This window comes from Paraburkholderia sp. RL18-101-BIB-B (assembly GCF_046026985.1).
Taxonomy (GTDB): Bacteria; Pseudomonadota; Gammaproteobacteria; order Burkholderiales; family Burkholderiaceae; genus Paraburkholderia.
In genome coordinates, this window is sequence record NZ_JARESV010000009.1 from 125,209 (window position 1) to 150,519 (window position 25,311).

The following is a 25,311-nucleotide window of genomic DNA, read 5'->3' on the forward strand; positions in this document are numbered from 1 at the left end:
CCGGGGAAAATGGAGTCATGCGGAGTCATGCTGGTTCGTGCCGAAGCGAGCGAGCCACGGAACGAGCGAATCGAGCGTCGGCGACTGGATCTCGGGCGGCCGTGCGCCGCTTACGAGCGGCAGGCCGACGCGGTTGTGCCAATACGTCCGCAAGCCGACGGCGGCGGTGCCGAACATGTCGTAGCTGGAGCCGGCCACGAACGCGGCTTCATGGGCCCGGACGCCGAGTTTTTCGAGCGCGAGGCGGTACGGCAGCGGGTCCGGTTTATATACGCCGGCCTCTTCGGCGGTGACGATCGCGTCCCAGCGGACCGGCAAGAGCTGGGCCGCCTGTGTGCCGAGCCGCGTGGAGCAGTTGGTCACGACCGCTAGCTTGCAATGCGGCGCGAGCGTTTGCAACGTGTCGACGGCGCCGCTCCACGGCGCGAGCGTCAGCCAGTCTGCTTCGAGCGCGAGCGCGGCGGATTCGGGCAGGCCGACTTGTGCGGCGGCTTCGCGCACCAGTTGTTCATACGCAATGTATGAGCCGCAGCCGTAGGTCAGCCGCAGATAGGCGGCGCGCCATGCACGGCCCGCCTGTTCGGAACCGGCCGCGCGATTCCATGAGGTCCATGAGTCGAGCAAGGCGGTCAGGAGGTCGAACAGGACCGCTTTGGGATAGGCGGCAGGCACAGAGGCACGAGTCATGATTGATTTGACCAGCAGCGGACGGTGAGCTGATTATAAAGTTTCATCAGCGGCGCGGCGTTCAGATGGCTTAACTCTTAGATTCAGTCAGAATGAATGATCCAGTTTGCGCCTTCCTGCAAGCGGATTTCGACACTTATCGCCGCCAGGGCGGCTGCGGCCTGAACCTGCTTTGCAGATACTGCATGAAATGACGGGTGCGCGCCGGCAGGCCCGCGCGTTGATGCGTGAGCGCCATGACGTCGGCATCGGGCGCTTTCCATCCTGAAAGCAAACGCACGAGCTTGCCCTTCGCGAGATCGTCGGCCACGTCCCATTCGGAGCGCAGGATCACGCCGCGCCCTTCGCATGCCCACTGGCGGATCACATCGCCATCGTTGCAACTCAAATGAGCAGACACGCGCACGCTGCGGCGCGTGCGGCCTTTGCTGAACTGCCATAGCGAGACATCTTCGTTGTTCTCGCGCAGCACGATGCAGGGCAGCTTGCTCAATTCATCCGGAGAATCCGGCATGCCCACTCGCTTGATCAGCGCGGGCGCCGCGCAGACGAAACGCGCATTCGGTGCAATCGTGTAGCCGATCAGATTCGACACCGGCAACTCGCCGATATGCACGACGATATCGAAGCGGTCCATCGTCTCGGTCAGAGGCTTGTCGGAGAGCGTCAGCGCGACGTCGACATCCGGATTCTGCTGCTGGAAATCGGCAATCGCGGGCGCGAGGTGCCGCCGCCCGAACCCCAGCGGCGCATTGATTTTGAGCGTGCCGACGAGTCCGCCGCGACGCATCTGCAGGTCTTCGAACAGTGCGTCGAACTGCTGGACGAGGTCGGCGCCGCGTTCGCACAGCAGCGTGCCTTCTTCCGTGAATTGCAGGCGGCGCGCCGTGCGGTTCACCAGTTGCGCGCCCAGTTTCTTTTCCAGTTGCTGAAGTCGCTGCGTGACCGCCGAGGGCGACAAGCCCAGCTTTCGCGCCGCGGCGATCAGGCTGCCGCTTTCGCGCAGCGTCAACAGGAAGCGGATATCGGCCGAATCGTTCATGTGAGCGACGTTTGAGTTCGGAAGTCTGGCAGCTTAAAGCGTTTGGATGCGCGATTCCAGTTCAGTCTGGCACACGCGCCGACGAATGCGGTGCGGCTTGCAAGGTAAAGTGATGCTTCTGTCATGCAGTCGGCGGCGTGAGCCGCTAAAGTATGCGTTTGCGCCGCTTACCTGTTGCTTTCATTTGAAGAGAAGTCCACATGCCGTTGTCCATTGAGCCGTCGAATGGCCCGTCAAACGATGCCGCGCGGAACAGCGCGTTGAAACAGGCGGTGTTTCTGCACACTGGCTGGCGTAGCGCGGGAACGTGGGTCTGGTCGCGTCTGCGCGAACTCGACAGCGTGACCGGCTTTTATGAGCCGCTCAGCAACGTGCTCGCGGACCTGAGCCTGGCCGAGGTGTCCGCGTCGCGTCCCACGCTGACATCGGGCCATCCGCCGCTTGACGCGCCGTATTTCCACGAATATCGCCCGTTTCTGCGCGAAGGCGTTCGCGGTGTGGACGGATATCGCAGGGGTTTCAGTCTCGATCGCTTCTCCAGCGTGCCTGATGCGGAATTTCCGGCATTGCAGGCCTATCTACGCAACCTGTGCGAGCGCACTACCGAACAGGGCAGCGTGCCGGTCTTCAAGTTTTGCCGCTCGTCCGGCCGGCTGCCGTGGCTGAAGCAGGCTTTTCCGCAGGCCATGCATGTGGGCGTGTTGCGAAATCCGGCCTCGCAGTTCGCTTCGGGGTGGCTGCTCAGTCGGCAATGGAACAATCCGTTTTTCGTGGCCGCGCCGTTTCGTGTGCTCGGGCTGAATCAATCGGACCCGCTAGTCAGTAAGGCCATCGAGATCTGCGGCGTGAGCTTGCCGCCCGCGGCGCCCACTTCGGACGACACTTATGCAATGGCGTGCGAGCACTATGCGCGCACCGCGGAAGGCAATAACGCGTATCGGGCATTCGTCGCGCTGTGGATTCTGTGCGCGTTGCGCGTGGCGGACGGTGTCGATCTGCTGATCGATATGGACCGGCTTGGAACCTCGCGCGATTACGCGACGGATCTGCGCAGCCGGTTCGAAACGCAGAGCGGCTTGTCGCCCGATTTCAGCAGCGCGCGCGATCTGGTGGAGGAGACGCGTCGCGGCGCGGCGCGCATGAGCGGAATCGACGGACGGGCGATGCGCACCGTGCATTCCGCCGCGCTCAAATTCCTCAAGGCGCAGGGCGCCGCCGACGCCGCCTTTGTCGAAGTGATCCGCGAGAAGATGGTGCTGGCCAACGAGCTGACTGATGCATGGCGCTGATGGAGCATTCGCCGCGCACGGTGAACGACTCCGGGCGCGGCGACGCAAAATCACCGTTATTTAAGCGGCCGTCGCCGATACAGCCGCTCGCAGCCCCAGCAGATAACTCTCGACGCCAAAGCCGCAAATCTGCCCTTTGACGACTTCGGCAAACACGGAAACATGCCGGAACGCTTCGCGCGCGTGGATGTTCGACATGTGAATTTCCACCACCGGCACCGTCAAGATCGCCAGCGCATCGCGAATGCCGTAGCTGTAATGCGTCCATGCTCCGGCGTTGATCATGACGCCGTCGGCATTGTCCGTGAAAGCCTGGTGGATGCGTTCGCACATGGCGGCTTCGCTGTTGGTCTGAAAGCTCTCGACCTGCACGCCCAGTTCCTTGCCCAATGCCTGCAGGCTGCTGTCGATTTCGGCGAGCGTCACGGTGCCGTATTGCGCGGGGTCGCGCTTGCCGAACATATTGTGGTTGATGCCGTGAAGCATCACGAACGTTTTCATGGGGCGTTCCTGGAGTAATGGATTCAGTAAAGGCGATGCGATATCAATGCGCTGCTGCGACCGCGGGCGTCGTGCTGACCACGGAACCGGCATTGGCCGCTTCCACGATTGCCTCGGTGATGCGCAGATTCTGCAGGCCGTCGCGGGCGCTCACGAGCGGTTTCACCTCTTGTCGAATGACGCGCACGAAATGTTCGAGCTGAAGCTTGAGCGGATCGTCGCGAGTCATCTCGGCAACGCCGACCGCGAACGGCTTCCACCACGAACGGTCCTCGGCCTTGCCATAGGTTTTCAGGCGCATGGTGGGCACAGCGAGCGAGCCGAAGGTGCCTGCGATCACATAGCAGTCTTCGTCCGGATACGACGGATAAGCCTTGTTTTCCTGCGACGTCTGCTCCCAGCTACGAGCACTCGCGGCCGTGTCCGACAGCATGAAGCTGCCGAGCGCGCCGCTCGCGAAGCGCAGGTTGATCGCCACTGTGTCCTCGACCGGAAAGCCGCGTGTGGCATGCGACGAAAACGCCTGCACGGCCACGATATCGCCGCACAGCATGCGCAGGTTGTGCACCTCGTGGATCATGTTCAGCAGGATCGGCCCGCCGCCCGGCTCGCGCCGCCAGGGGGCGTCGGCGTAGTACTCATCCGGTTTGAAAAAGACCGCGCTGCCCATCACCGCGACCAGTTTGCCGAGCCGGCCTTCGTCGATTAGTTGCTTCGCGCGGGCCATGATCGGACTGTGCGCGCGGTGATGCCCGATCAGCAACGGCACGCCGCAACGCTCGGCTTCGGCGACCAGTGATTCCGCTTCATCGACCGTGGATGCGATCGGCTTTTCGAGCAGTGTCGGCACGCCGGCCGCGAGACAGGTCAGCGCGTGCTCCACATGCAACTGGTTCGGCGTGGCCAGAATCACACCGTCCGGGCGGTCCCGTTCGAGCAGTTCGTCGAGCGTCCGGTAAAGCGGCACGCCGGTCTGGGTAGCGATCGCCTGTGCCGCCGGCGACGGGTCGACGATCGCCGACAACGAGCACGTGCCGCTCTGCCGCGCGACGGCCATGTGAGCGCGGCCGATGTAGCCCGCGCCGGCCACGGCGATCCGGGTCCTGTTCATGGATCGATTCCTTCGAAGTTCGAGCGAAATGGATTACGCGAGAGCTTTCTTCGTTTCAGCCATGGTCTCGGCCCGCATGCGCTCGTAGCTGACCTTGTCGATCGGCACGGCATTGGGTTCACCCAGATCGCTCAGCCTGACGCGGTAGTTCTCGCGTGCGCTCCATGCGGTCACCGCCGCAACGATGGTGATGGCGAACGTGATCGTGCCGATGATGAGTGGCACATTGGTCGATCCGGGCGGCGCGACATAGGCGAACAGCGCAGGCAGCAAAGCGGTGATCGTCGTGCCGATGTTCTGGCCGATGGCCATCGCGGAGACCCTTGAACGGGTCGGGAACAGTTCCGGATAGAAGCTCGGGAAAATCGCGTTATACCCTTGATAGACGATGCCCCACATGAGGATCGACATCACCATGGCGAGCGGGACGTTGCGGATGCTGATCGCGTAGAGGTAGCCGAACGAAAGCAGACCCGCGCCGAGCGCGCCGACGACGATGGGCAGGCGCCGGCCGATCCGGTCGGAAAGATTGCCCACATAGGGAATCACCAGCACGGCGACGATATTGCCGATTACCGGAATCCACAGATAGACGCTCTTGGAAAAGCCGATGCCGTACGACGCCTGCACCGCATAGGCCGCGCCGAAGATGGTGGCGACGACCGGGATCACGTTCATCAACGAGCAGAGAATCACGCGCACCATATCGGGCCAGTTGTAGCGGAAGGCTTCGACAATCGGCGACTTGGGCACGTTGCCGCTCGCGTCTTCCTTGGCGAACGCCGGTGTTTCATGGACTTCGCGGCGAATGTAGTAGCCGGCAATCAGCACCACGGCACTCAGCAGGAACGGGATGCGCCAGCCCCACGAATTGAATGAGCTCTCTTCCATGAAGTAGGCGAGCGGCAGGAACACGGCGGCGGCGAGAATCTGGCCCGCCTGCACGCCTTGCAGCGTGAAACTGGCGTAATAGCCGCGCCGCCCGAATGGCGCGTGTTCGAGAATCATCGAACTCGCGCCCGAGATTTCACCGGCCACGGCGAAACCCTGAATCAGGCGCAGCACCACCAGCAGGGCGGGCGCGAGCAGCCCGACGCTGTGATAGGTAGGCAGAAAGGCGACCGCCATCGTCGAGATGCCCATCAGGAACATGCACAGGAGCAGAACGTTCTTGCGGCCGTGGGTGTCGCCCCAATGCCCGAGCACCACCGCGCCGATCGGCCGCGCGACGTAACCCACGCCGTAGGTGGCGAGCGAAGCCACGATGGCGATCTTCGGATTGCCCGAGGGAAAGAACAACTGTGGAAAGATAAGGGCCGCTGCCTGGGCGTAGATAAAGAAGTCGTAGTACTCGAGTGCCGAGCCGATCCAGCCGCTGGCGGTTGCCTTGCGAGCCTGCGAGCGGCGTTCGTGGCCGCCTGCCGATGTATTCGTTTCCATGTTGTCTCCTGAACAGAAATGTTTGGATCAGCTTCTACGGCTGATTCATTGGCGTCCTGAAAGCAAAACTATGCAAGCCAGGACTTTCCGGGACGCGGCCTGTTTCCGGATGCTCGATCGCTGCTGTGCAGCGCACCAATCGAACGGCGGTACAGGGTTAACCAGTGCCTGGGTGTCCCGAGTATTTCATCCGACCGGCATGGCTTGCCCGATCGGCTCGTTAAGGCTAGGGTAATGTGGTTCTGCACGGACACAATGCGGCCAAATGGAAAATCAGAATGCGCTCACAGCCAGCAATGAGTCTTTCCTGCGCGATCTGCAGCTGTTCTGCAACATCGCGCGCCGGGGTAGCTTCGTGGCTGCATCGACGGAAATGGGTTTGTCACCCTCGCATGTCAGCAAGCGCGTTGCCATGCTGGAAGCCAGTCTCGGCGTGAAGCTCTTTCAGCGCACCACGCGCCGGGTCAGTGTGACGAGCGACGGCGAAGCCGCTTTGCAGTGGGCGCAGAAAATACTCGACGACGTGCAGGGCATGGCCGATGCGTTCGCCGATCGCCGCACCGAGTTGCGCGGCTTGCTGCGCATCAGCACGAGCCTGCGGCTCGGCCGCAAGCATGTATCGCCGATTCTGGCCTTGCTGCGTCAGCGTCATCCGAATCTCGAGATCTGGCTGGAATTGCTGGACCGGCGCGCCGATCTGGTCGGCGAGAACTTCGATATCGACATTCGCGTGGGCGAAGTGCATGAGCCGCACCTGATCGCGCACAAGATAGTGGAGAGCACGCGAATACTCTGCGCGTCGCCGGACTATCTGGAACGGCGGGGCACGCCGCTCGAACTGGCCGAATTGACCCAGCACGACTGCCTGCTGTTTCGCGGACGCGACGACCGCTTCGGCGTCTGGCGCCTGAGCGGTCCGAACGGCGAAAAGAGCGTGAAGGTGACGGGCACCGTTGCGTCCAATCTCAGCGATATCGTCGTGCAGTGGGCCAAGGACGGCTACGGCGTGGTGATGGTGTCGATCTGGGACGTGGCCGAGAGCCTGCGCGCCGGCGAACTGGTGCGCGTGCTGCCCGACTACCTGCAGTCCGCCGATGTATGGGCCGTGACGGCGGAGCGTTTGTCGTCGTCGGCGAAGATCCAGGTGTGCATCGAATTTCTCCGGGAACAGTTGACGAGCGGGCCGTACGCGCTGGTGACACGCGGCGTGGGCGGGTTTTGACCGAGCCACGCCGCGACGCGCGCTGACGCCTGAGCGGGGTCCGCGGTCCAATACAGTTGCCATGCAAAAAACAATACAGTGAGGCGCGGTTTTATTTCGCTGTATCGGGAATATGGCCGGCGCCGTCGATACAGTTGGCAAGTCTCGATGGAGCCTGCCGACGAGCGGATCGCCGCTCTGGCGCTGTGCGAAGTAGCCCGATTTTTTGCCTATGGCCCGGTGGTGACGCGCCGCGGTTTATCCCGAACACGAGGTAAGGACATGAATGCAGTGAACGAACAAGCGAAGCTGTCGGTGCAGCAGTTGGGCCACTACATTGGCGGCGCGCCGGCCGCGCCGACTAGCGGCCGCTTCAAGGACGTGTTCAATCCCGCCACCGGCAAGGTGACCGGCTCGGTGGCGCTGGCGTCGGTCGAGGAAGTGGACGCGGCGGTGCAAGCCGCCAAGGCCGCCTTTCCCGCCTGGAGCGAAACCGCGCCGATCAAGCGCGCCCGCATTCTGTTCAAGTTCAAGGAGCTGCTGAACAAGCATCACGACGAACTGGCGATGCTGATCACACGCGAACACGGCAAGGTGTTCACGGACGCGCAAGGCGAAGTGGTGCGCGGCATCGAAGTGGTCGAGTTCGCGTGCGGCATTCCGAACCTGCTGAAGACCGATTTCACCGACCAGATCGGCGGCGGCATCGACAACTGGAATCTGCGGCAGGCGCTGGGCGTGGTTGCGGGCATCACGCCGTTCAACTTCCCGGTCATGGTGCCGATGTGGATGTTCCCGGTCGCGCTCGCCTGCGGCAACACGTTCGTGCTGAAGCCGTCGGAGCGTGACCCGTCGGCGTCGCTGCGGATTGCCGAATTGCTGAAGGAAGCCGGACTGCCGGACGGCGTGTTCAACGTCGTCAACGGCGACAAGGTGGCCGTGGATGCGCTGATCGATCACCCGGATGTCGCGGCGCTGTCGTTCGTGGGCTCGACGCCGATCGCCGAATACATTCATACGGAAGCGTCGAAGCGCGGCAAGCGCGTGCAGGCGCTCGGAGGCGCGAAGAATCATCTGGTGGTGATGCCGGACGCCGATCTGGATCAGGCGGTCGACGCACTGATCGGCGCGGCCTACGGTTCGGCGGGCGAGCGCTGCATGGCGATCTCGGTCGCGGTGGCGGTCGGCAACGTGGCCGACAAGCTGATCGAGAAGCTGGTGCCGCGCGTCAAATCGCTCGTGATCAAGAACGGTGAACATCTCGACGCGGAAATGGGCCCGTTGGTTACCGCCGAACATAAGGCCAAGGTGGCCGGTTATATCGCGTCGGGCGAGGCCGAGGGCGCGAAGTTGGTCGTCGACGGCCGCGCGCATCCGGTGGCGAGCGAAGACGGCTTCTTTATCGGCGGCACGCTGTTCGACAATGTCGGCACGGACATGAAGATCTACAAGGAAGAGATCTTCGGCCCGGTGCTGGCGGTGGTGCGGGTGCCCGATTTCGCGAGCGCCGTGGCGCTGATCAACGCGCACGAGTTCGGTAACGGCGTGTCGCTCTTCACGTCGGACGGCGGTGTGGCGCGCGCGTTCGGCCGGCAGATTCAGGTGGGCATGGTTGGCATCAACGTGCCGATTCCGGTGCCGATGGCATGGCATTCGTTCGGCGGCTGGAAGCGCTCGCTGTTCGGCGACCATCACGCTTACGGCGAAGAGGGTGTGCGCTTCTATACGCGCTACAAGAGCATCATGCAGCGCTGGCCGGACAGCATCGGCAAGGGGGCTGAATTCACGATGCCGGTGGCGAAGTAAGTTATCGGCGGGTTGGTTGTCATTCAGAAAGCCGCGCCTGATTCAGGCGCGGCTTTTTTGCGTGAGGGAGCGGCAACGGCCCCTTAAACGCCCGAAGACGAATCTTCCTCCGCTTCGCTCAAGACAGCGTTTTGCAAGGCAATAGCGGCGCTGACGTATGCGGGCCCCTGACGCGGATCGTCGACGCTATAGCGCAGACGTCTGCCGTCCATATACACGCGGAACTGGCGGTATTTCACCAGGTAGAGCAAGCCGACGACCGCCGCCGCGAATCCCGAAGCCGCGCCTACGCCGAGCGCCCAGCGCGGGCCGAAACGGTCCGCGACCCAACCGACGACCGGCGCGCCGAGCGGCGTGCCGCCCAACGCAATCGCCAGCAGAATCGCGATCACCCGGCCGCGCATGACGGGGTCGGTGGTGAGTTGAACGAGACTGTTGGTGGACGTCGTGAAGGTTTGCGTCGACACGCCGATTACCATGAGTGCAATGCCGAACAGCACGGAAGTCGGCATTAACGAAGCCACGGTGCAGCCCACGCCGAACACGCTCGCCGCGCCGAGCAACAGCGCCATGCGCGGTTTGGCCCGACGCGCGGCGAGCAGCGCGCCGGTCACGGAGCCGATCGCCATGGTCGAGCTCAACACGCCGTATTCGCTCGCACCCGCATGGAATGCAGTGACCGACATCGTCGAGATGAAGATCGGGAAGTTCAGGCCGAATGTGCCGATCAGGAACAGCATCAACAGCGCGGCCTTCAGGTCGGGCCGCGTCCACACATACTTGAAGCCTTCCACGAAACTGCCACGTGAGCGCACCGCACGGGGCTTCAGATGCAGTTCACTCAACCGCAGCATGCGCAGCGAACCAAGCACGGCGACAAAAGACAGCCCGTTGATGAGAAACACCCAGCCGGTGCCCACCGAAGCGATCAGCAGTCCCGCGACCGCCGGCCCGATCATGCGCGCGGCGTTGAACGAGGTGGAATTCAGGCCGACCGCGTTCGACAGATCGTCCTCGCCGACCAGATCCGATACGAAGGTCTGGCGTGCCGGCGAGTCGAACGCGGTGACGCAGCCGAGCAGTCCCGCGAACACATAGACGTGCCACAACTGCACGAGCCCGGTGACGGTCAGAATACCGAGGCCCAGTGCGCAAGTACCCATGGCTGCCTGCGTGGCGAACAGCAGTTTGCGACGGTCGAAGTGATCGGCCGCATAACCGGTGAGCGGCAACAGCAGCATTTGCGGGCCGAACTGCAGCGACATGACGATCCCCACGGAGGTCGCATTGTGACGCGTGAGTTCCGTGAGAACGAGCCAGTCCTGCGCCGTGCGCTGCATCCACGTACCGATGTTGGAGACGATCGCGCCGCTCGCCCAGACCCGGTAATTGAAATTGCGCAGCGAACGGAACGTGCCTTTCACCGGGCTGTTTCCATGTGCGGGGTTAGGCCGGCGCGCAGACTTCCAGCTGTGATCGAAGCCGGCATCATGCGCGCGAGCGCTCGAGCAACTCGAGGACTTCCTGGGTCGTGCCGGTTTCGCCGAGACGCGGAAAGATGCGCGTGATGCTGTTGGTGTGAGCGTCCGCATTGAGATCGGTCATGGCGTCGACGACGAGCGTGACGTTAAAGCCGAGTTCGTTGGCGTAGCGCGCGGTGGATTCGACACCGATGCTGGTGGCCACGCCTACGAGCACCACTTGCGTAACGCCTTGCTCGCGCAGATAGGCTTCGAGATCGGTGTTCGTGAACGCGCCCCAGGTGCGCTTGGTGACCCGATGATCCGACGGCTGCGCGTTGAGTTCAGGCACGAGGTCCGCGAACCCGGCCGGAAAGTCGCCGGCGTGGCGCGCCTGTTCCGCGCGGCCCGGCGCGCCGCCGGTCACGTTGACGAGCACCACGGGCAGGCCGTGGCGGCGAAACGCGTCGGCGATGACGGCCGAGCGCTTGACGACGTCGCCAGTGGGATGCGCGGTGGGCAGCGCGACAATACCTTGCTGCAAATCGACGACGATGAGTGCGGTCTTTGGGTCGAGCGTAGTGAATGCCATGAGTTGCTCCTGAGAGTTACGAGTCGATGAGGCGTTTGAGTAAGTCGACGCCGGTAGCGAGTTGTCGTTGCTCGGCCGCCGAGAAGCGCGTCTGGATGGTGCGAAACAGCCAGTCTTCGCGAGCCGCGCGGCTTGCCTTGATCTTCTTGCGAAAGGCGGGTGTGAGGGAGAGGACCGTTTGCCGCCCGTCGTTCGGATCGGGCGCGCCGCTGACGAGGCCGGCGGCTTTCAGAACCGAAAGCGTTTCGCCCATGGATTGCGGACGCATGCCGTGAGCACGCGCGAGCGCGGTGACCGTTGCCGGACCTTCGCGCTCCAGCAAGCCGAGGACCTGCACCTGTGAAGGAGTGAAATCGCCCAGATGCGACTCTTCGCGCAAGCGGCGGCGCAGTTTGCCGACCAGCACGCGCAGGTCTTCCGCGATGGCGTGCAGGGTTTCGGTATCGGCCGGTAAATCGGTCTTGCTCATGCCATGACAGATGTGAAGGTTACCTGCGAAGGTTACCTTCGTATCTGGTTGAAGTCAAGGTGAGGGGGTGGCGTGGGGAGAATGAAAGGAGGGCGAAGCGTGCGCCGTCGGAGACGGTATCAGGCTGCAAAGTCAGTCGTGCTCTTTGCGAAGACACGTTCGTACCTGGCGTCCGCATCGACCGACTCATGTGCGAAGGGCAGTGTTATGCATCTCGATCTTGCTTTCTCGATTTGTTTAACTATAGTGTTAAATATCAACCGTCAGGTTTACAAAAGGAGGCAATCATGAGCGAGCCGCTGTATCGTCCGTCGCTGGGATCCGCGGTGTACTACAAAGACCCGTTTGCAGCGCTCGACTGGCTCGAGCGGGCGTTCGGTTTTGAGCGCCAGATGGTCATCACGGACAACGACGGCCAGTTGGGCCACTCGGAAATGCGTTTCGGCGACAGCTACCTGATGGTCTGCCGCGAATGGTCGGAAAACGCGGCCAGTCCGGCGTCGATCGGCGGCAAGAACACGCAGTCGGTGCACGTGCAATTGCGTGACGGCATCGACGAGCATTGCGCCCGCGCGCGTGCCGCGGGCGCCGTGATTACGCGCGAACCGGAGGATCAGTTTTACGGCGACCGCGTCTACGCCGCTCGCGACCTGGAAGGGCACGTGTGGAGCTTCGGCCAGACGGTTCGCACCGTGTCGCGCGAGGAAGCCGAGCGCGTCAGCGGTCTGAAGATCGAAGGATGGGTGTAGCGCATGGCCCTGCCTGCGAGCGCCTCGCTCGACCGCACGCTGGCCGCGCTAGCCGATCCGAACCGGCGGCAGGTGGTCGATCTGCTTAGCCGTCAGCCGATGCGCGCCGGCGAACTCGCGCAAGCCACCGGCCTGTCGCCTCAAGCGATGAGCCGGCACTTGCGTGTGCTGCGTTCGAGCCAGTTGATCGAGGAATCGCATGACGGCGTCGACGCGCGCGTGCGCCTTTACGTGCTGCGCTCGACGCCGATGGCCGAGCTGAAGGCGTGGCTCGAACAGACCGAGGCCATGTGGGCCGGGCAATTGCTGTCGTTCAAAGCGCATCTGGAGGTACAGGGATGAGTTCGCGCGTGCAGGTGTCGTTGCGCGTGGCCGCCTCGCCGCAACGCGCGTTCGACGTTTTCACGCGCGAGATCGGCGCATGGTGGCGGCCCAATCAGCTCTTTCAGTTCACGCCGCAGAGCGCCGGCGTGTTGTCGTTCGAACCGGCCGAGCAAGCGGGCGGACAGGGGCGCCTGATCGAGACGCAGGCGGACGGCAGCGTCTTCGAGATTGGCCGCGTCACGGTCTGGGAGCCGGGCGAGCGCCTCGCGTTCGGCTGGCGTCAGGCCAGTTTCAGCGACGCGCAACACACGCACGTCGAGGTGCGTTTCGAAGCGGTGGGCGACGAAACACGAGTGACCGTTGAACATCGCGGCTGGGATACCGTGCCGCAGGAACACGTGGCGCGCCACCATTTCCCCGATCGCGTGTTTCTGCTGCGGCACGGCGAATGGTGGCAAGCGTTACTGGCTTCACTGCGAACGGCCGTACAGGCGTCCGGACCGACTGGCTGAGCGCTCGGGCGTTCCAGCGACGCAAAGCCTCAGCGCGTGGCGATCGCGGCCGCGACGCCCGCCATGACCGTCGCGCTCGCGCGGTTGGCGATCTTCACGGCGCGCCGCGTGGTGAGCAGCTTGCGCGCTCGCGTGGCGAGCAGCGCCCAGCCGAAGTCGACGGCCATCAGCACGATCAGCATGGTGAGCGTGAGTTCGAACCACGCGACGGTGCCAATGCGCGACACGTCGATGATGGTCGGCAACAGCGCGAGGTAGAACATCATGATCTTCGGATTGCCGAGCGTGACGAGCAGACCCGCCACGAACATGCGCCACGGCGAGCGGCCGCTCGGCAACTCGCTGCCTTGAACGTCAGCCGGCGCGCGCCACATCTTCCAGGCGAGAAGCAGCAGATACGCCACGCCGATGAATTTGAGCACCACGAACACCATGCCGAAGCTGCGCGCAATCACTGCAAGTCCGGCCACCGCGCAGGTGAGCCAGAGCGCCTCGCCGATCCACATGGCGGCGAGAAAGGGCAGCACGTCGAGAAAGCCGTTGGTCAGCACGCGCGCGACCAACGCGGCGATACTCGGTCCTGGCGTGCCGGCCGCGACGATCAGCGCGAGGGCGAAAACGAGCAAGGCGGTTAGCGTCATGACGATCTCCACGAATTTCAGTGCGCGCGCAAGCGCCGGTTGACGAAGCGCCACACTCCGCTCACGAGCAGCGAGCCGACGCCGAGCGCGACGCCCAGCAGCACGATCGAACTCATATGATCGCGCACCAGCGGCACATTGCCGAACAGATAGCCGGCCGCCACCAGCGATACGATCCACAGCGCCGCGCCCGCCGTGACGAACGACACGAAACGCGCGAACGTCATGCGCGAAACGCCCGCGACGAACGGCGCGAAGGTGCGCACCACGGCGATGAACGGTGACAGCAGGAAGGTCAGTCCGCCGCGTGCTTCGTAAAACGCATGCGCCTTGCGCAGCGCGTTCTTGTCGAGCCAGCGATAGTCGGCGGTATAGACTTTCTCGCCGATCGCGCGCCCGATCGCATAGTCGACGATGCTGCCCGCCACCGTCGCGGCGAACAGCACCGGAATCACGAGCCAGACGTTCAGCGCGCCGGCGGCCGCGAGACCGCCGCAAATGAAGATCAGCGGATCGCCGGGCAGGAAGAATAGCGGCAGGAAGCCAATTTCGACGAATACGACGAGAAACAGCATCGCGTAGACGGCGGTGCCGTATTGCACGATCAGGCCGCTCAGGTGCTGGTCGAAGTGCAGGGCGACCTGCAGCACATGCATCAGATCCATCTTGGGTCGAAGGGAAATTCAGATCTTCAGGAGTTTAGTCCCGCCGCGGCGCGCTGACTTGTCTATTTCTCGGAGGTGATGTCAATATCGGGGCGTGTCGTCGAGAATAACCAGCACTACACACCTGCGAAAACGCCCATGCAACACGCCACCGCTGTCACCTTCCGCTTTGCCGAGCCGCACGATGCGAACGCCATCCGCACGATCGAATTCGAAGCGGGGCAGCGCTTCCTCAGCGTCGATATGGCGGGCATCGCGGATGCGCCGCCGATGGACCTGGAACTCGTCGAGCGCAAGATCGCGGCGCGGGAAATCATCGTTGCCGTGGCTGCCGATGCGACGTGTGCCGGTTTCGTGATGTTCGAGCTGCAGCCCACGCGCATCTACGTGCAGGAACTCGATGTGCTCACCTCACACGCGGGGCAGCGGATCGGCGCGGCGCTGATCGAGCAGGTCGCGCAAATTGCTCGCGCGCAACGACTCACGCAACTGATTCTGTCGACGTTTCGCGAGGTGCCGTGGAATGCGCCGTATTATCGGCGGCTCGGGTTTCGCGATATCGAAGAAGCCGAACTCGACGCGGCATTGATCGCGCGGCGCGACGCGCATATCGCGCGAGGACTCGACGAATCGAAGAGGGTGTTCATGCGGCGTGATCTTGCGTGATATGCGCTTTTCTTTCAGGCATAAAAAAACGCGGCGGGTATGACCGGAACATATCGTTCATGTCACACCCGCCGCGCGGTTTTTAGCGTACTGCCATGCATTTGCCGCTTTGACTCAGCGGCTTAACCTCCGTCGACCCCACGCATAGCTTCGCTTTTTTACAGCTTGCTGCAAGGCTTATTCCACGGTTTCCAGCGTCGGATAATCGATGTAGCCAGTTTCGCCGCGTGCATAGTACGTCGCCGGGTTCGGCTTGTTCAACGGCGCATTGGTGGCGAAGCGGCGCACCAGATCCGGATTCGCGATGAACAGTTGACCCCACGCCACCGCGTCCGCTTCACCCGCGTCGAGCACCTGTTGCGCGGTTTCCTTGGTGAACTTTTCGTTCGCGATGTACGGGCCGCCGAAGGCTTTCTTCAGTTGCGGGCCGAGACGGTCGTCGCCGAGCGCTTCACGTGCGGCGATGAACGCGATCTTGCGCTTGCCGAGTTCGCGGGCCACATAGCCGAAGGTGCCGGCCGGATCGGAATCGCCCATGGCGTGCGCATCGCGACGCGGCGCGAGGTGCACGCCGACACGGTTCGCGCCCCACACGTCGATACAGGCGTCGGTGACTTCGAGCAGCAGACGCGCGCGGTTTTCGATCGGGCCGCCGTAGGCGTCGGTACGCTTGTTGGTGCTGTCCTGCAGAAACTGGTCGAGCAGATAGCCATTCGCGCCGTGCACTTCAACGCCGTCGAAACCGGCTGCCTTCGCGTTTGCCGCGCCTTTGCGGAAGGCTTCGACCACGCCGGCGATTTCATCGAGTTCCAGGGCGCGCGGCGTCACATAGGGACGCTCCGGACGCACCAGGCTCACGTGGCCTTGTGCCGCGATCGCGCTGGGCGCGACCGGCAGTTCGCCGTTCAGGAACAGCGGGTCCGAAATACGGCCGACATGCCACAGTTGCAGAAAAATCTTGCCGCCGGCGGCGTGCACGGCGCTCGTAACGAGTTTCCATCCTTCGACCTGCTCCTGCGACCAGATGCCCGGCGTCTCGGCATAACCCACGCCCTGCGGCGTGACAGACGTCGCTTCGCTGATGATCAGGCCGGCGCTCGCGCGTTCAGCGTAGTACTTCGCCATCAGCGCATTCGGCACGCGGATTTCTTCGGCGCGTTGGCGCGTGAGCGGCGCCATGATGATGCGGTTCGGCAGCGTGATGTCACCAATTTGCAGCGGATCGAAAAGAGTCGGCATATGAGTTCACCTTTGGCCGAGGGCGCGCGGCCCGAGCCGAAAAAACTGCTTGATGAAAGAAGCGCGGCACTGCGAATAACAGCGCCTAGAACTGCGTGTTCATGTGCTCGAGGAACGCCTGGATGACGGCCTCGTTGCGTTTGAAAAACACCCATTGACCCACCCGCTTCGACGTGACGAGGCCCGCGCACTGCAAAGCCGCGAGGTGGGCCGACACGGTGGACTGCGACAAGCCGCAGTGTTCGTTGATCTTGCCCGCGCACACGCCGTAATCGAGCGGCAGTTCCTGGTCGCCGAAATGCGCGTACGGCTCGCGCAGCCAGCCAAGAATCTCCCGGCGAACAGGATTGGCAAGCGCTTTGTGAATCGCGTCGATGTCGAGCGTCATTGGGTGGGTTTCAGGGTCATCAACAACAGCCAGTTGGGGGCGCCGGTTGGCGCCCCCACGACTGCATCGCTACAGGACGAATCATATATCGGATTTCGACGATATGCACGAAGGCACTACTGGCGATGGGGGTGATAGGTGTGGACGCCCGACAAGGCCCTACTTTCGACGCACCTCCGATCAGATGAAACGCCACATCGACCCACTATCGCAGACCGGTCGCGGGGAGCGCGACCCGCTGCAGCGCGGCCATCGGGCCGAGCCGCTCGATCACTTTCATCTGCGCCGCGTCGCGCACGAAGAGCGATCCGGCGAATCCCAATGCGTTGATTGATACGCCCTCGACACGCTCTTCCGACCTCGGTACGAGCAACATCCATCGGCGTGTAACGAGCAGGTTGTACGGCGCCGATTGACGAAGTTCACCGTTGGACTCGACCGGTCGGACGCCGGCGGCTTCGAGCAGTGCACGGTAGCAGGAGAGGACCGACTGCGCCGCAGCCACGGAGATCGCGGCGCCGGGTTCGAGGTGCGCGAACGCATGCCGGAATGGCAGCCCTGGTACGCATTGCGGCAGACCATCGGCAAGCGTGGTTGCGAGAACGGGCTCGATGGGGACCGGCGGTTCAGAGTCGCCGAGCGGCAGCGGCATGATTTGCAGATGCTTGTGCGCCTGACTCGCGCCCGCGGCAGCGCCTGCATTGTAGAAACCGATGCCGTCGAACTCGGCCATACAGGCAATCAGCGACTCGAAGTCGGCCAGGTTGAGGAGCGCGTCCTGCGGTTCGAAAGCACGGGTAACGATCAGCAGATGATTGTCGATGACATTGAACTTGTTAAGCAAAGCCAGATGCGTGTCAGAGATATCGGCGACAAAGAGATCCGGCTCGTAGGGAAGGAATGGATTCTTGGATGGACGTTCTCCGCCATGAAGCTTTTGCGTTTGCCGGCGCTGCTGCTCCTTGCGGTTCAGGCTCGAGACCTGCCGCACGATAAAACGGATGCCGCCGCTTTCGATCACCGCCTGGAAGGTTTCGATCTGTTGCAGCGCGCCGCAGCGCAGCGCGTGCGCGGTCTGGCGCAGCATGGCAGGCCACAGGGTTCCCGGTGGAAGGCGTCGATCTTCCATGGTTCGTTGCGGAGACAGGTTCGTCATTGGGCACGCTCATCGATTGCCGCTAAAGCTTGTAACCGATCGTGCGCAACAGATCCTTGCGCCATTGCACGTCTTCCTCGCTTTCGACGCCGAGCGGCGAGAATCCATCAATCACACCGACAATGCCACGGCCCTGGTCCGTTTCCGCGATCAACACCTCGACGGGATTCGCTGTCGCACAGAAGATCCGGCATACCTCGGGCACCGCCTTGATTGCGTTCAGCACGTTGACCGGAAAAAAACCGTCTCCAAGAAAAACAAAGAAGCTGTGGCCCGCGGCGACGCTCATCGCGTTCTTGCAAGCCATCTCGACCAGGCTTTCCTCGGTGCCGGAGCGGCGCACGAGGCGCTTGCCTGATGCCTCGCAGAACGCCAGGCCAAACTTGATGCCGGGCACGGTGCCAACCATTGCCTCGTGAATATCCTCGACGGATTTGATGAAATGGGTTTGCCCGAGGATGAAGTTAGTCGTTTCGGGCTTGACGATTGTGACGGCGGACAATTGCATATCGGACCTCGCTCCGTTGCGACAGCACACCGGTAAAGACGCGCAGACGACCGGCAATTGTGACTTCAGAGATTTGCGCCAGCCAGTCCACCGCTTTACCCCATCTTCTAGGCTAGTACTAACCGCCCTTCAGCGGAAGCACAGTTCGCCGATGAGGTCTCGCCAGCCTGCTGTTTTCTCGTTATCAGCCGGCATTCATGTCTGGCGCGGTCCTTTGACAGCCTCTTTCAATCATTCGGGTACAGGCGTTGACCCAGAGGCCGCCGTAACCTCATCGGTCAAGGGACAGTTCTGAACTTTGCGTGCCGACGGCAATATGTAATCGCGGAACTGCTCACGCAGCTTCAGCTTGTGCAGCTTCCCGGTTGCGGTGTGGGGCAGCTCGTCGACGAAGACGACATCGTCGGGAATCCACCATTTGGCGACCTTGCCTTCGTAGAATCCACGCAGCTCGTCCTGGGTCACATCGGTATCGGGACGCTTGACGACCACCAGCAGCGGCCGCTCTGTCCATTTCGGATGCGCGCAGGCAATACACGCCGCTTCCGCCACCGCGGGATGCGCGACTGCCACGTTCTCGATGTCGATCGAACTGATCCACTCGCAGCCGGACTTGATCAGGTCTTTGCTGCGATCGGTAATGCGCATGAAGCCGTCGCGATCGATCGTCGCGACGTCACCCGTCGCAAACCAGCCATCGACGAGCGGCGACGTATCGTGGCGGAAATAACGGTCGATCACCCACGGCCCGCGCACATGCAGATCGCCGAACGCGACGCCGTCCCACGGCAATTCGCGCCCGCCGTCACCGACGATCTTCATGTCGACGCCATAGATCACATGCCCTTGCTTCTCGAGCAGCCTGCGCTGCTCGTCGGGCGAGCGCTGCATCTGCTCCCAGTTGAGTCTTGCGAGCGTGCCGAGCGGCGACATCTCCGTCATGCCCCACCCATGGATGGCCTCGACGCCATAGTCGTCCTTGAACATCCTGAGCATCGCGGGCGGGCACGCCGAGCCGCCGATTATCGTGCGCTCCAGCGACGAGAAGCGCACGCCCGCTTCGCGCACGTAGTTGAGCAGCCCGAGCCACACGGTCGGCACGCCCGCCGAACACGTGACGCGCTCGGCTTCCATCAGCTCGTAGAGCGACTTGCCGTCGAGGTCCTTGCCGGGGAACACGAGCTTCGCGCCGGTCAACGGCGCGCCGTGCGGAATGCCCCACGCGTTCACATGGAACATCGGTACGACGGGCAGCACGGAATCGCGCGCGGACAAGCCCATCGCGTCGGGAAGCGATGCGCCTAGCGCATGCAGCACCGTGGAACGATGCGAATACAGCGCGCCCTTCGGATTGCCTGTCGTGCCCGACGTGTAGCAAAGATTCGAGGCGCTTCGCTCGTCGATGAGCGGCCAGTCGAATTGACCGTCCATCTCCGTGAGCAACGCTTCGTAGCACGATGCGTCCGTCGACATGCGCGGCCTATGCGCCTCGTCCGTCATCGCAATCCAGCCGCGCACGTTCGGACATTGTGGCGCAAGCATATCGACGAGCGGCGCGAACGTGAGGTCGAATAGCACATAGCTGTCGTCGGCGTGATTGACGATATAGGCGATCTGCTCGGGAAAAAGCCGCGGATTGATCGTGTGGCAGACGGCGCCGAAGCCTGTCGTGCCGTAGTACGTTTCCAGATGCCGGTAGCCGTTCCATGCGAGCGTGCCGATTCGGTCACCTGCTTCGACGCCAAGCGCGATGAGCGCCTGCGCGAGTTGCTTTGCGCGCCGCTCGCAATCGCGATATGTATAGCGATGCACGTCGCCCTCGACGCGCTTCGACACGATCTCCGTCGTGCCGAAGTAGCGTGACGCATGCGCCAGCAACGAAGAAACCGTCAGCGGCACATCCATCATCTGTCCATGCAGCGGTGTCGTCATAGCCGCGTCTCCCTGCTGTTCTCAACGCTTCGCTTTGGCACTCGAAGGCTGACTCGTTGTGCTCGAATTGACCGGCTGATGCTTCTATTGGCCTCTGACTTAACCCACCTAGCAATCCCGTTCAGTGATTCAAGATAGGCTAGCCCTGGACCTGTTGCAAATGGCTAACGAGAATATTGCCAGCCTCGATGGCGCCTTCCGGGACGAAGTCCCTTATTCGGCTAATTAACGATACGGCCCTGGAGGGCGCTCTTGTCGCAACCGGGTCCTGCGCCTAATGTTTAGAAGCAGGCACGGGACAAGGGAAGGGATCGTATGCGCTGCACAAACTGCGGATTCGAGAATCCCGCTGGGGCCAGCTTCTGTGAAGCATGCCGTGCCATGCTGGCACGCACGTGTGCGCGCTGTGGACAAGAGGCGGGGTCTTCCGCGAAGTTCTGCAGCGAGTGCGGCGCGCCGCTGACTGATGGGCCCACAGGGGCGTCCGCGCAGTCCCGGTCCGTTTCAGAGCCGTCCCCGGCGCCTGTCCATTACACGCCACACCACCTTGCCGAGCGCATCCGCGCCGAGCAGGCGGCCATGGAAGCCCGGGGCGAGATCGCCGGCGAGCGCAAGACCGTCACGGCGCTATTTGCCGACATGGCGGGGTCCACGGCGCTGGTTCACGACCTGGACCCGGAAGAAGCCCAGCGCCTGATCGAGCCCGTCGTCGCGCTGATGATGGACGCTGTCCACTACTACGAGGGCTATGTCGCCAAATCGCTGGGCGACGGCATCCTGGCGTTGTTCGGCGCGCCCATCGCCCACGAGGACCATCCGCAGCGCGCGCTGTATGCGGCGCTGCGGATGCAGCATGCGATGCGCCGCCACGGGGACCGGATTCGTCTGGAAAAAGGCATCCCGTTGCAAATTCGCGTCGGCATCCACACCGGTGAGGTCGTCGTGCGTTCGATCCGCACGGACGACCTCCACACCGATTACGATCCGGTCGGCCACACGATTCACATCGCGTCCCGGATGGAAGGGATCGCCGCCCCTTCGTCGATTCTGGTGAGCGAGTGCACATACAAACTCGCCACGGGATATTTTGAGTTCAAGGCGCTGGGGGCCACCCAGGTCAAAGGGGTTCCCGAGCCGCTCGTCGTGTATGAGGTATTGGGTCCCGGCGCGTTGCGCACGCGCCTGCAACTGTCGGCATATCGCGGCCTTGCCCGATTCGTGGGCCGGCAACTCGAACTGGACCACTTGCATGCGGCGCTGGAGGAAGTAAAAGAGGGGCGCGGACGGGTCGTCGCAGTGGCAGGCGAGGCCGGGGTCGGCAAGTCGCGCCTGTTCCATGAGTTCAAGGAGCGCTCTCAGGGCAACCGTGTGTTGCTGGAGACGTTTTCGGTTTCGCACGGCAAGGCCTTCGCCTATTTGCCGCTCATCGAGCTATTGAAGAACTATTTCCAGATCACCGCCCGCGACGACGAGCGGCAGTGTCGGGAAAAGGTTATGGGCAAGGCGTTGACTCTCGAGCGAAGCTTCGAGGATCTCGTGCCTTACCTTCTCTACCTGCTAGGCATCGGCGAGCGAGGATCGGCGCTCGCGGAAATGGATCCGCAGATCCGGCGTGACCGGACCATTGACGCAATCATCGAGCTTCTCACGCGGGAGAGCCGCGACCAGCCGATCGAGTTGTTGTTCGAGGATCTGCAATGGCTGGACCGCGAGACCGAAGCATTTCTCTTGAGCCTCATCGACCGCGTGGCGAATTCACGGATCCTGCTGCTGGTGAACTACCGGCCAGAGTATCAGCCTGTCTGGGAACGCGTGGGCCATTGCAGCCAGTTGCGACTCGAACCGCTTGGTCCGGCGGAGGCCCAGGGATTGCTCTCCGCGCTGCTTGGAGACGATCCCACCCTCGTAGCGCTCAAACAGCTCATCCTGGAGAAGACGGAGGGCAATCCCTTCTTCATGGAGGAAGTCGTCCAGACGCTGGTCGAAGAGAAAGCGCTGCTGGGCGAACCCGGCCGTTTCCGGATCGAGCACACCCCGGCTGCGCTGCATATTCCGACCACCGTGCAAGGTGTGCTGGCCGCTCGCATCGACCGGCTCCCTGTCGCGGAGAAGGACTTGCTGCAGGCGCTTGCCGTCCTCGGCAAGGAGTTTTCGTTTAGTCTGGTCCAGCGCATCTGCGAGGGGCAGGGCGCCCCGACCGATGACGCGTTGCGGGAGCTGCTGGCCCGGCTGGAGGCCGCGGAATTCATTTACGAGCGTCCCGCGTTTCCGGAGGTCGAGTATTCGTTCAAGCACGCGCTGACCCAGGAAGTCGCCGGTCGCTCGCTGCTGACTGAGCGCCGTAGCGCCCTGCATGAGCGTGCGGCGCAGGCCATCGAGGCGCTGTTCTCCACCCGTATCGCGGATTACTGGAGCGAATTGGCGCATCACTACAGGCTGAGCGGCAATGTCCCGAAGGCCGTGGAATACCTGCACCGCACCGGGCAACAGGCACTCGAGCATTCCGCCCATCTGGACGCGATGCGTCATCTCGGCGCGGCGCGGGAGTTACTCGAGCATTTGCCTGACACGGCCGAGCGCGCTCAGCAGGAACTGACGCTGCTGCTCTCGCTGGGGCCCGCCTTGGTGGCCGTCCGCGGCTATGGCGCGCCGGAGGTCGTGGCGGCGTACACGCGCGCGCTGACGTTGTGCGAACGGATCGGCGAGACATCGAAGATCTTCCCGGTGCAACTGGGACTGAGGACTTATTACCAGCTGCGCGCGGAGTACCGTACCGCGAACGAACTGGGAGAGCGGCTGCTGCGCATGGGACGGCAGATCGGGAAACCGGCCTTGCTGGTGGAGGCGCATCTGGCGCTCGGGTCAAGCCTGTTTTTCCAGGGCGATCTCGAAGCTGCCCGCGTCCACCAGGAACAAGCGCTGGTTTTCTATTTCCAGGAAAGGCACGAAGAGCAGGTCTACGACCACGTGATCGATCCGGGCGTGCGCGCCCTGAACTTTATGGCCTGGACCCTGTGGCATCAGGGATACCCCGATCAGTCGAGCGAACGGAGTCAGGAGGGGCTTGCACTGGCCCGGAAATATAGCGGTGGCTCGAGCCTCGCGCTGACGTTGGCCTACACGGCGCAACTGCATCAGTTTCGCGGTGATGCGACGCTGACCCGCAAGTACGCGGAGGCCGTCGTGTCGCTCGCGGCCGAGCAGGGGATGTCGTTCTGGCTCGCGTGGGGAACGATTCTGCGCGGCAGGGTGCTGTGCCAGCAGGGAAGCCTCCAGGAGGGAATTGCGCAGATGCGCGAGGGAATGGCCGGCTACCGGGCGACCGGGGCCGAAATGGGGTACTCGTACTTTTTGGCGCTGCTCGCCGACAGCTACCGGCAAGCGGGCGAGACGGATGCGGGCCTCGGCGCGATCGACGAAGCGATGGCGATGGTGAGCCGTTCAGGCGAGCACTGCTACGAGGCGGAGTTGCATCGGATCAAGGGGCATCTGCTGCTCGGTGCGTCGGGCGCTCGCATCGGCGATGCCACCCGCGCGGAAGACGCCGAGGACTGCTTTCATCAGGCGATCGCCGTGGCCCGCCGTCAGGGCGCCAGGTCGTTCGAATTGCGGGCCGCATCGAGCCTCGCCCGTTTGTGGCAATGCCAGGGCAAAACGGCGGACGCGCGCCAGGCGTTGTCCGAGGTGTACGGCAACCTGGCAGAAGGCTTTGACACCGCCGACATGCGAGAGGCGAAAGCCTTGCTCGATGCGTTGGCGTTGTGCGAGGGGTGAACGATCGATGACACGTGGCGCCGACTGGTGTGTGATTGACCGGCGCACCGCGCCGGGCGAGTGCTACCGAATCCGCAGTGACCCAGGAGACGGGAAATGACGACGAAGAATACAAGACGTCGCGGCGATGACGAGCACAAGCCGGTCGCGCTGGCTTTGCAAGGTGGCGGGATGCACGGTGCGTTCACGTGGGGCGTCCTCGACCGGCTGCTCGAGGACGGCAGGCTCGCGATTGAAGGGGTGAGTGCGACCAGCGCCGGCTCGATGAATGCCGCAGTGCTCGCGTACGGGCTGCTGAAAGGGGACGAGGACGGCGCACGGCAGGCGCTGCACGACTTCTGGTACGCCGTGGCGCAATCGGCCGAGCATTACAACCCGTTGCGCTGGATGCCGTGGCTGAAAGGGACGCACAGCTTCGGGTTCGATCATTCGCCGTTATATGCGTTCGCCGACATGGCGCTGCGGATTTTCTCGCCCTACCAGTTCAATCCGAACAATCTCAATCCGCTGCGCGAGGTGCTCGACAGTCAGGTCGACTTCACCGCGTTGCGAAAACAATGTCCCATCCATCTGTACCTGTGCGCGACCAACGTCGAGACGGGGAAAATACGCCTCTTCACGGGCGAGGATATCTGCGCGGACGCCGTGCTTGCATCCGCGTGCGTGCCGACGCTGTTCCAGGCGATCGCCATCGACGGTGAACACTACTGGGACGGCGGCTACATGGGAAATCCAGCCATCTACCCGTTGATTTACCACTGCAATACGCGCGACGTCGTGATCGTCCACATCAACCCGCTCGTTCGCCGGGGCGTGCCGATTACGGCTGCCGACATTCTCAACCGCATCAGCGAAATCAGCTTCAATTCGTCGCTGATGCGTGAGATGCGCGCGATCGCCTTCGTCACAGATCTGATTCAGCATGGCAAAGTGGATGGTAACGAGATGAAGGAGATGCTGATCCATTCCATTCGATCCGACGAGGCAATGTGTGCGCTCAGCGTGTCCAGCAAGTACAACGCCGATTGGGATTTCCTTTGCGGACTGCGCGATAACGGGCGGCGCGAAGCCGATGCGTGGCTCACGCAGCACTACCGGAACGTTGGGCAACGCTCGAGTATCGACATTCGCGAGGAGTTTCTTTGAGCATTGCGAGTCG

24 protein-coding genes are annotated in these 25,311 nt (G+C 62.9%); 9 read left to right on the forward strand and 15 right to left on the reverse strand.

Annotation, left to right across the window (positions count from 1 at the left end; translation table 11 throughout):
- Positions 1-15 precede the first annotated feature (15 nt).
- Together P0D73_RS16150 and P0D73_RS16155 are read right to left on the reverse strand one after the other, a co-directional pair.
- On the reverse strand, positions 16-687 hold the full coding sequence (locus tag P0D73_RS16150; protein ID WP_408177130.1) for an HAD family hydrolase: 672 nt from the start codon (positions 685-687) through the stop codon (positions 16-18).
- Positions 688-823: 136 nt separating this feature from the next.
- Entirely contained in the window at positions 824-1,729 is a 906-nt protein-coding gene (locus tag P0D73_RS16155) for a LysR family transcriptional regulator (protein ID WP_408250479.1), read from the reverse strand.
- Positions 1,730-1,929: 200 nt separating this feature from the next.
- On the opposite strand from P0D73_RS16155, the gene P0D73_RS16160 reads away from it, so the two are divergent.
- The gene (locus P0D73_RS16160) at positions 1,930-3,018 is read left to right on the forward strand and encodes a hypothetical protein (protein ID WP_408432019.1); all 1,089 of its coding nucleotides are present in this window, start codon (positions 1,930-1,932) and stop codon (positions 3,016-3,018) included.
- 60 nt (positions 3,019-3,078) lie between these two features.
- Here the strand turns inward: P0D73_RS16160 and aroQ are convergent, their stop codons facing one another.
- From aroQ to P0D73_RS16175, 3 genes are read right to left on the reverse strand one after another with little or no spacing between them, the layout of a single operon-like run.
- Positions 3,079-3,519 (reverse strand): type II 3-dehydroquinate dehydratase, encoded by a 441-nt coding sequence (gene aroQ, locus P0D73_RS16165; protein ID WP_132382529.1) that lies wholly within the window; start codon positions 3,517-3,519, stop codon positions 3,079-3,081.
- A 43-nt stretch (positions 3,520-3,562) separates the two neighbouring features.
- Entirely contained in the window at positions 3,563-4,630 is a 1,068-nt protein-coding gene (locus tag P0D73_RS16170; RefSeq protein WP_408432021.1) for a Gfo/Idh/MocA family protein, read from the reverse strand.
- Positions 4,631-4,663: 33 nt separating this feature from the next.
- Positions 4,664-6,070, reverse strand: a complete 1,407-nt coding sequence (locus P0D73_RS16175) for an MFS transporter (protein WP_408177134.1) — start codon at positions 6,068-6,070, stop codon at positions 4,664-4,666.
- 265 nt (positions 6,071-6,335) lie between these two features.
- On the opposite strand from P0D73_RS16175, the gene P0D73_RS16180 reads away from it, so the two are divergent.
- Positions 6,336-7,292 (forward strand): LysR family transcriptional regulator, encoded by a 957-nt coding sequence (locus P0D73_RS16180; RefSeq protein ID WP_408314775.1) that lies wholly within the window; start codon positions 6,336-6,338, stop codon positions 7,290-7,292.
- 261 nt (positions 7,293-7,553) lie between these two features.
- Positions 7,554-9,077, forward strand: a complete 1,524-nt coding sequence (locus P0D73_RS16185) for a CoA-acylating methylmalonate-semialdehyde dehydrogenase (RefSeq protein WP_408314777.1) — start codon at positions 7,554-7,556, stop codon at positions 9,075-9,077.
- Positions 9,078-9,160: 83 nt separating this feature from the next.
- Here P0D73_RS16185 and P0D73_RS16190 read toward each other — a convergent pair whose 3' ends face one another.
- The 3 genes from P0D73_RS16190 to P0D73_RS16200 form a co-directional block, all read right to left on the reverse strand.
- Complete coding sequence (locus tag P0D73_RS16190) at positions 9,161-10,501, reverse strand: MFS transporter (RefSeq protein WP_408281671.1); 1,341 nt, start codon at positions 10,499-10,501, stop codon at positions 9,161-9,163.
- Positions 10,502-10,565: 64 nt separating this feature from the next.
- The gene (locus P0D73_RS16195) at positions 10,566-11,129 is read right to left on the reverse strand and encodes an isochorismatase family protein (protein ID WP_408314781.1); all 564 of its coding nucleotides are present in this window, start codon (positions 11,127-11,129) and stop codon (positions 10,566-10,568) included.
- Positions 11,130-11,145: 16 nt separating this feature from the next.
- A complete protein-coding gene (locus P0D73_RS16200) occupies positions 11,146-11,598 on the reverse strand; it encodes a MarR family winged helix-turn-helix transcriptional regulator (protein ID WP_408177138.1) in 453 nt (150 codons plus the stop codon).
- A 287-nt stretch (positions 11,599-11,885) separates the two neighbouring features.
- Between P0D73_RS16200 and P0D73_RS16205 the strand changes: the two genes are divergently transcribed.
- The 3 genes from P0D73_RS16205 to P0D73_RS16215 are packed head-to-tail and all read left to right on the forward strand — an operon-like array spanning position 11,886 to position 13,183.
- Complete coding sequence (locus P0D73_RS16205; protein ID WP_408314783.1) at positions 11,886-12,347, forward strand: VOC family protein; 462 nt, start codon at positions 11,886-11,888, stop codon at positions 12,345-12,347.
- Positions 12,348-12,350: 3 nt separating this feature from the next.
- Positions 12,351-12,689, forward strand: coding sequence for an ArsR/SmtB family transcription factor (locus P0D73_RS16210; protein WP_408314785.1), 339 nt, complete (start codon positions 12,351-12,353; stop codon positions 12,687-12,689).
- The gene (locus tag P0D73_RS16215) at positions 12,686-13,183 is read left to right on the forward strand and encodes an SRPBCC family protein (protein WP_408432023.1); all 498 of its coding nucleotides are present in this window, start codon (positions 12,686-12,688) and stop codon (positions 13,181-13,183) included. Before P0D73_RS16210 ends, P0D73_RS16215 begins: the two co-directional genes overlap by 4 nt.
- Before the next feature lie 29 nt (positions 13,184-13,212).
- Here P0D73_RS16215 and P0D73_RS16220 read toward each other — a convergent pair whose 3' ends face one another.
- Positions 13,213-13,824: a LysE family translocator gene (locus P0D73_RS16220; RefSeq protein WP_408432025.1), complete on the reverse strand. Its 612-nt coding sequence runs from the start codon at positions 13,822-13,824 to the stop codon at positions 13,213-13,215.
- Positions 13,825-13,841: 17 nt separating this feature from the next.
- Positions 13,842-14,489, reverse strand: coding sequence for a VTT domain-containing protein (locus tag P0D73_RS16225; protein WP_408281657.1), 648 nt, complete (start codon positions 14,487-14,489; stop codon positions 13,842-13,844).
- A 138-nt stretch (positions 14,490-14,627) separates the two neighbouring features.
- Here P0D73_RS16225 and P0D73_RS16230 point away from each other — a divergent pair, with 138 nt between their 5' ends.
- Positions 14,628-15,155, forward strand: a complete 528-nt coding sequence (locus tag P0D73_RS16230; protein WP_408281655.1) for a GNAT family N-acetyltransferase — start codon at positions 14,628-14,630, stop codon at positions 15,153-15,155.
- Between the two features lie 177 nt (positions 15,156-15,332).
- On the opposite strand, the gene P0D73_RS16235 is transcribed toward P0D73_RS16230, so the two are convergent.
- The 5 genes from P0D73_RS16235 to P0D73_RS16255 all read right to left on the reverse strand — a co-directional run bounded on the left by P0D73_RS16235 (position 15,333) and on the right by P0D73_RS16255 (position 20,378).
- Positions 15,333-16,394, reverse strand: a complete 1,062-nt coding sequence (locus P0D73_RS16235; protein ID WP_408281652.1) for an alkene reductase — start codon at positions 16,392-16,394, stop codon at positions 15,333-15,335.
- An 85-nt stretch (positions 16,395-16,479) separates the two neighbouring features.
- Entirely contained in the window at positions 16,480-16,782 is a 303-nt protein-coding gene (locus tag P0D73_RS16240) for an ArsR/SmtB family transcription factor (protein WP_132382559.1), read from the reverse strand.
- Between the two features lie 205 nt (positions 16,783-16,987).
- Positions 16,988-17,911 (reverse strand): ATP adenylyltransferase family protein, encoded by a 924-nt coding sequence (locus P0D73_RS16245; protein WP_408432143.1) that lies wholly within the window; start codon positions 17,909-17,911, stop codon positions 16,988-16,990.
- Positions 17,912-17,960: 49 nt separating this feature from the next.
- The gene (locus P0D73_RS16250) at positions 17,961-18,446 is read right to left on the reverse strand and encodes an adenosine-specific kinase (RefSeq protein WP_132382561.1); all 486 of its coding nucleotides are present in this window, start codon (positions 18,444-18,446) and stop codon (positions 17,961-17,963) included.
- A 231-nt stretch (positions 18,447-18,677) separates the two neighbouring features.
- Positions 18,678-20,378, reverse strand: a complete 1,701-nt coding sequence (locus tag P0D73_RS16255) for a 3-(methylthio)propionyl-CoA ligase (RefSeq protein ID WP_408432027.1) — start codon at positions 20,376-20,378, stop codon at positions 18,678-18,680.
- 315 nt (positions 20,379-20,693) lie between these two features.
- Between P0D73_RS16255 and P0D73_RS16260 the strand changes: the two genes are divergently transcribed.
- Both P0D73_RS16260 and P0D73_RS16265 read left to right on the forward strand, forming a co-directional pair.
- Complete coding sequence (locus P0D73_RS16260) at positions 20,694-24,152, forward strand: adenylate/guanylate cyclase domain-containing protein (RefSeq protein ID WP_408432029.1); 3,459 nt, start codon at positions 20,694-20,696, stop codon at positions 24,150-24,152.
- Positions 24,153-24,248: 96 nt separating this feature from the next.
- Positions 24,249-25,298: a patatin-like phospholipase family protein gene (locus P0D73_RS16265; protein WP_408432031.1), complete on the forward strand. Its 1,050-nt coding sequence runs from the start codon at positions 24,249-24,251 to the stop codon at positions 25,296-25,298.
- Positions 25,299-25,311 lie beyond the last annotated feature (13 nt).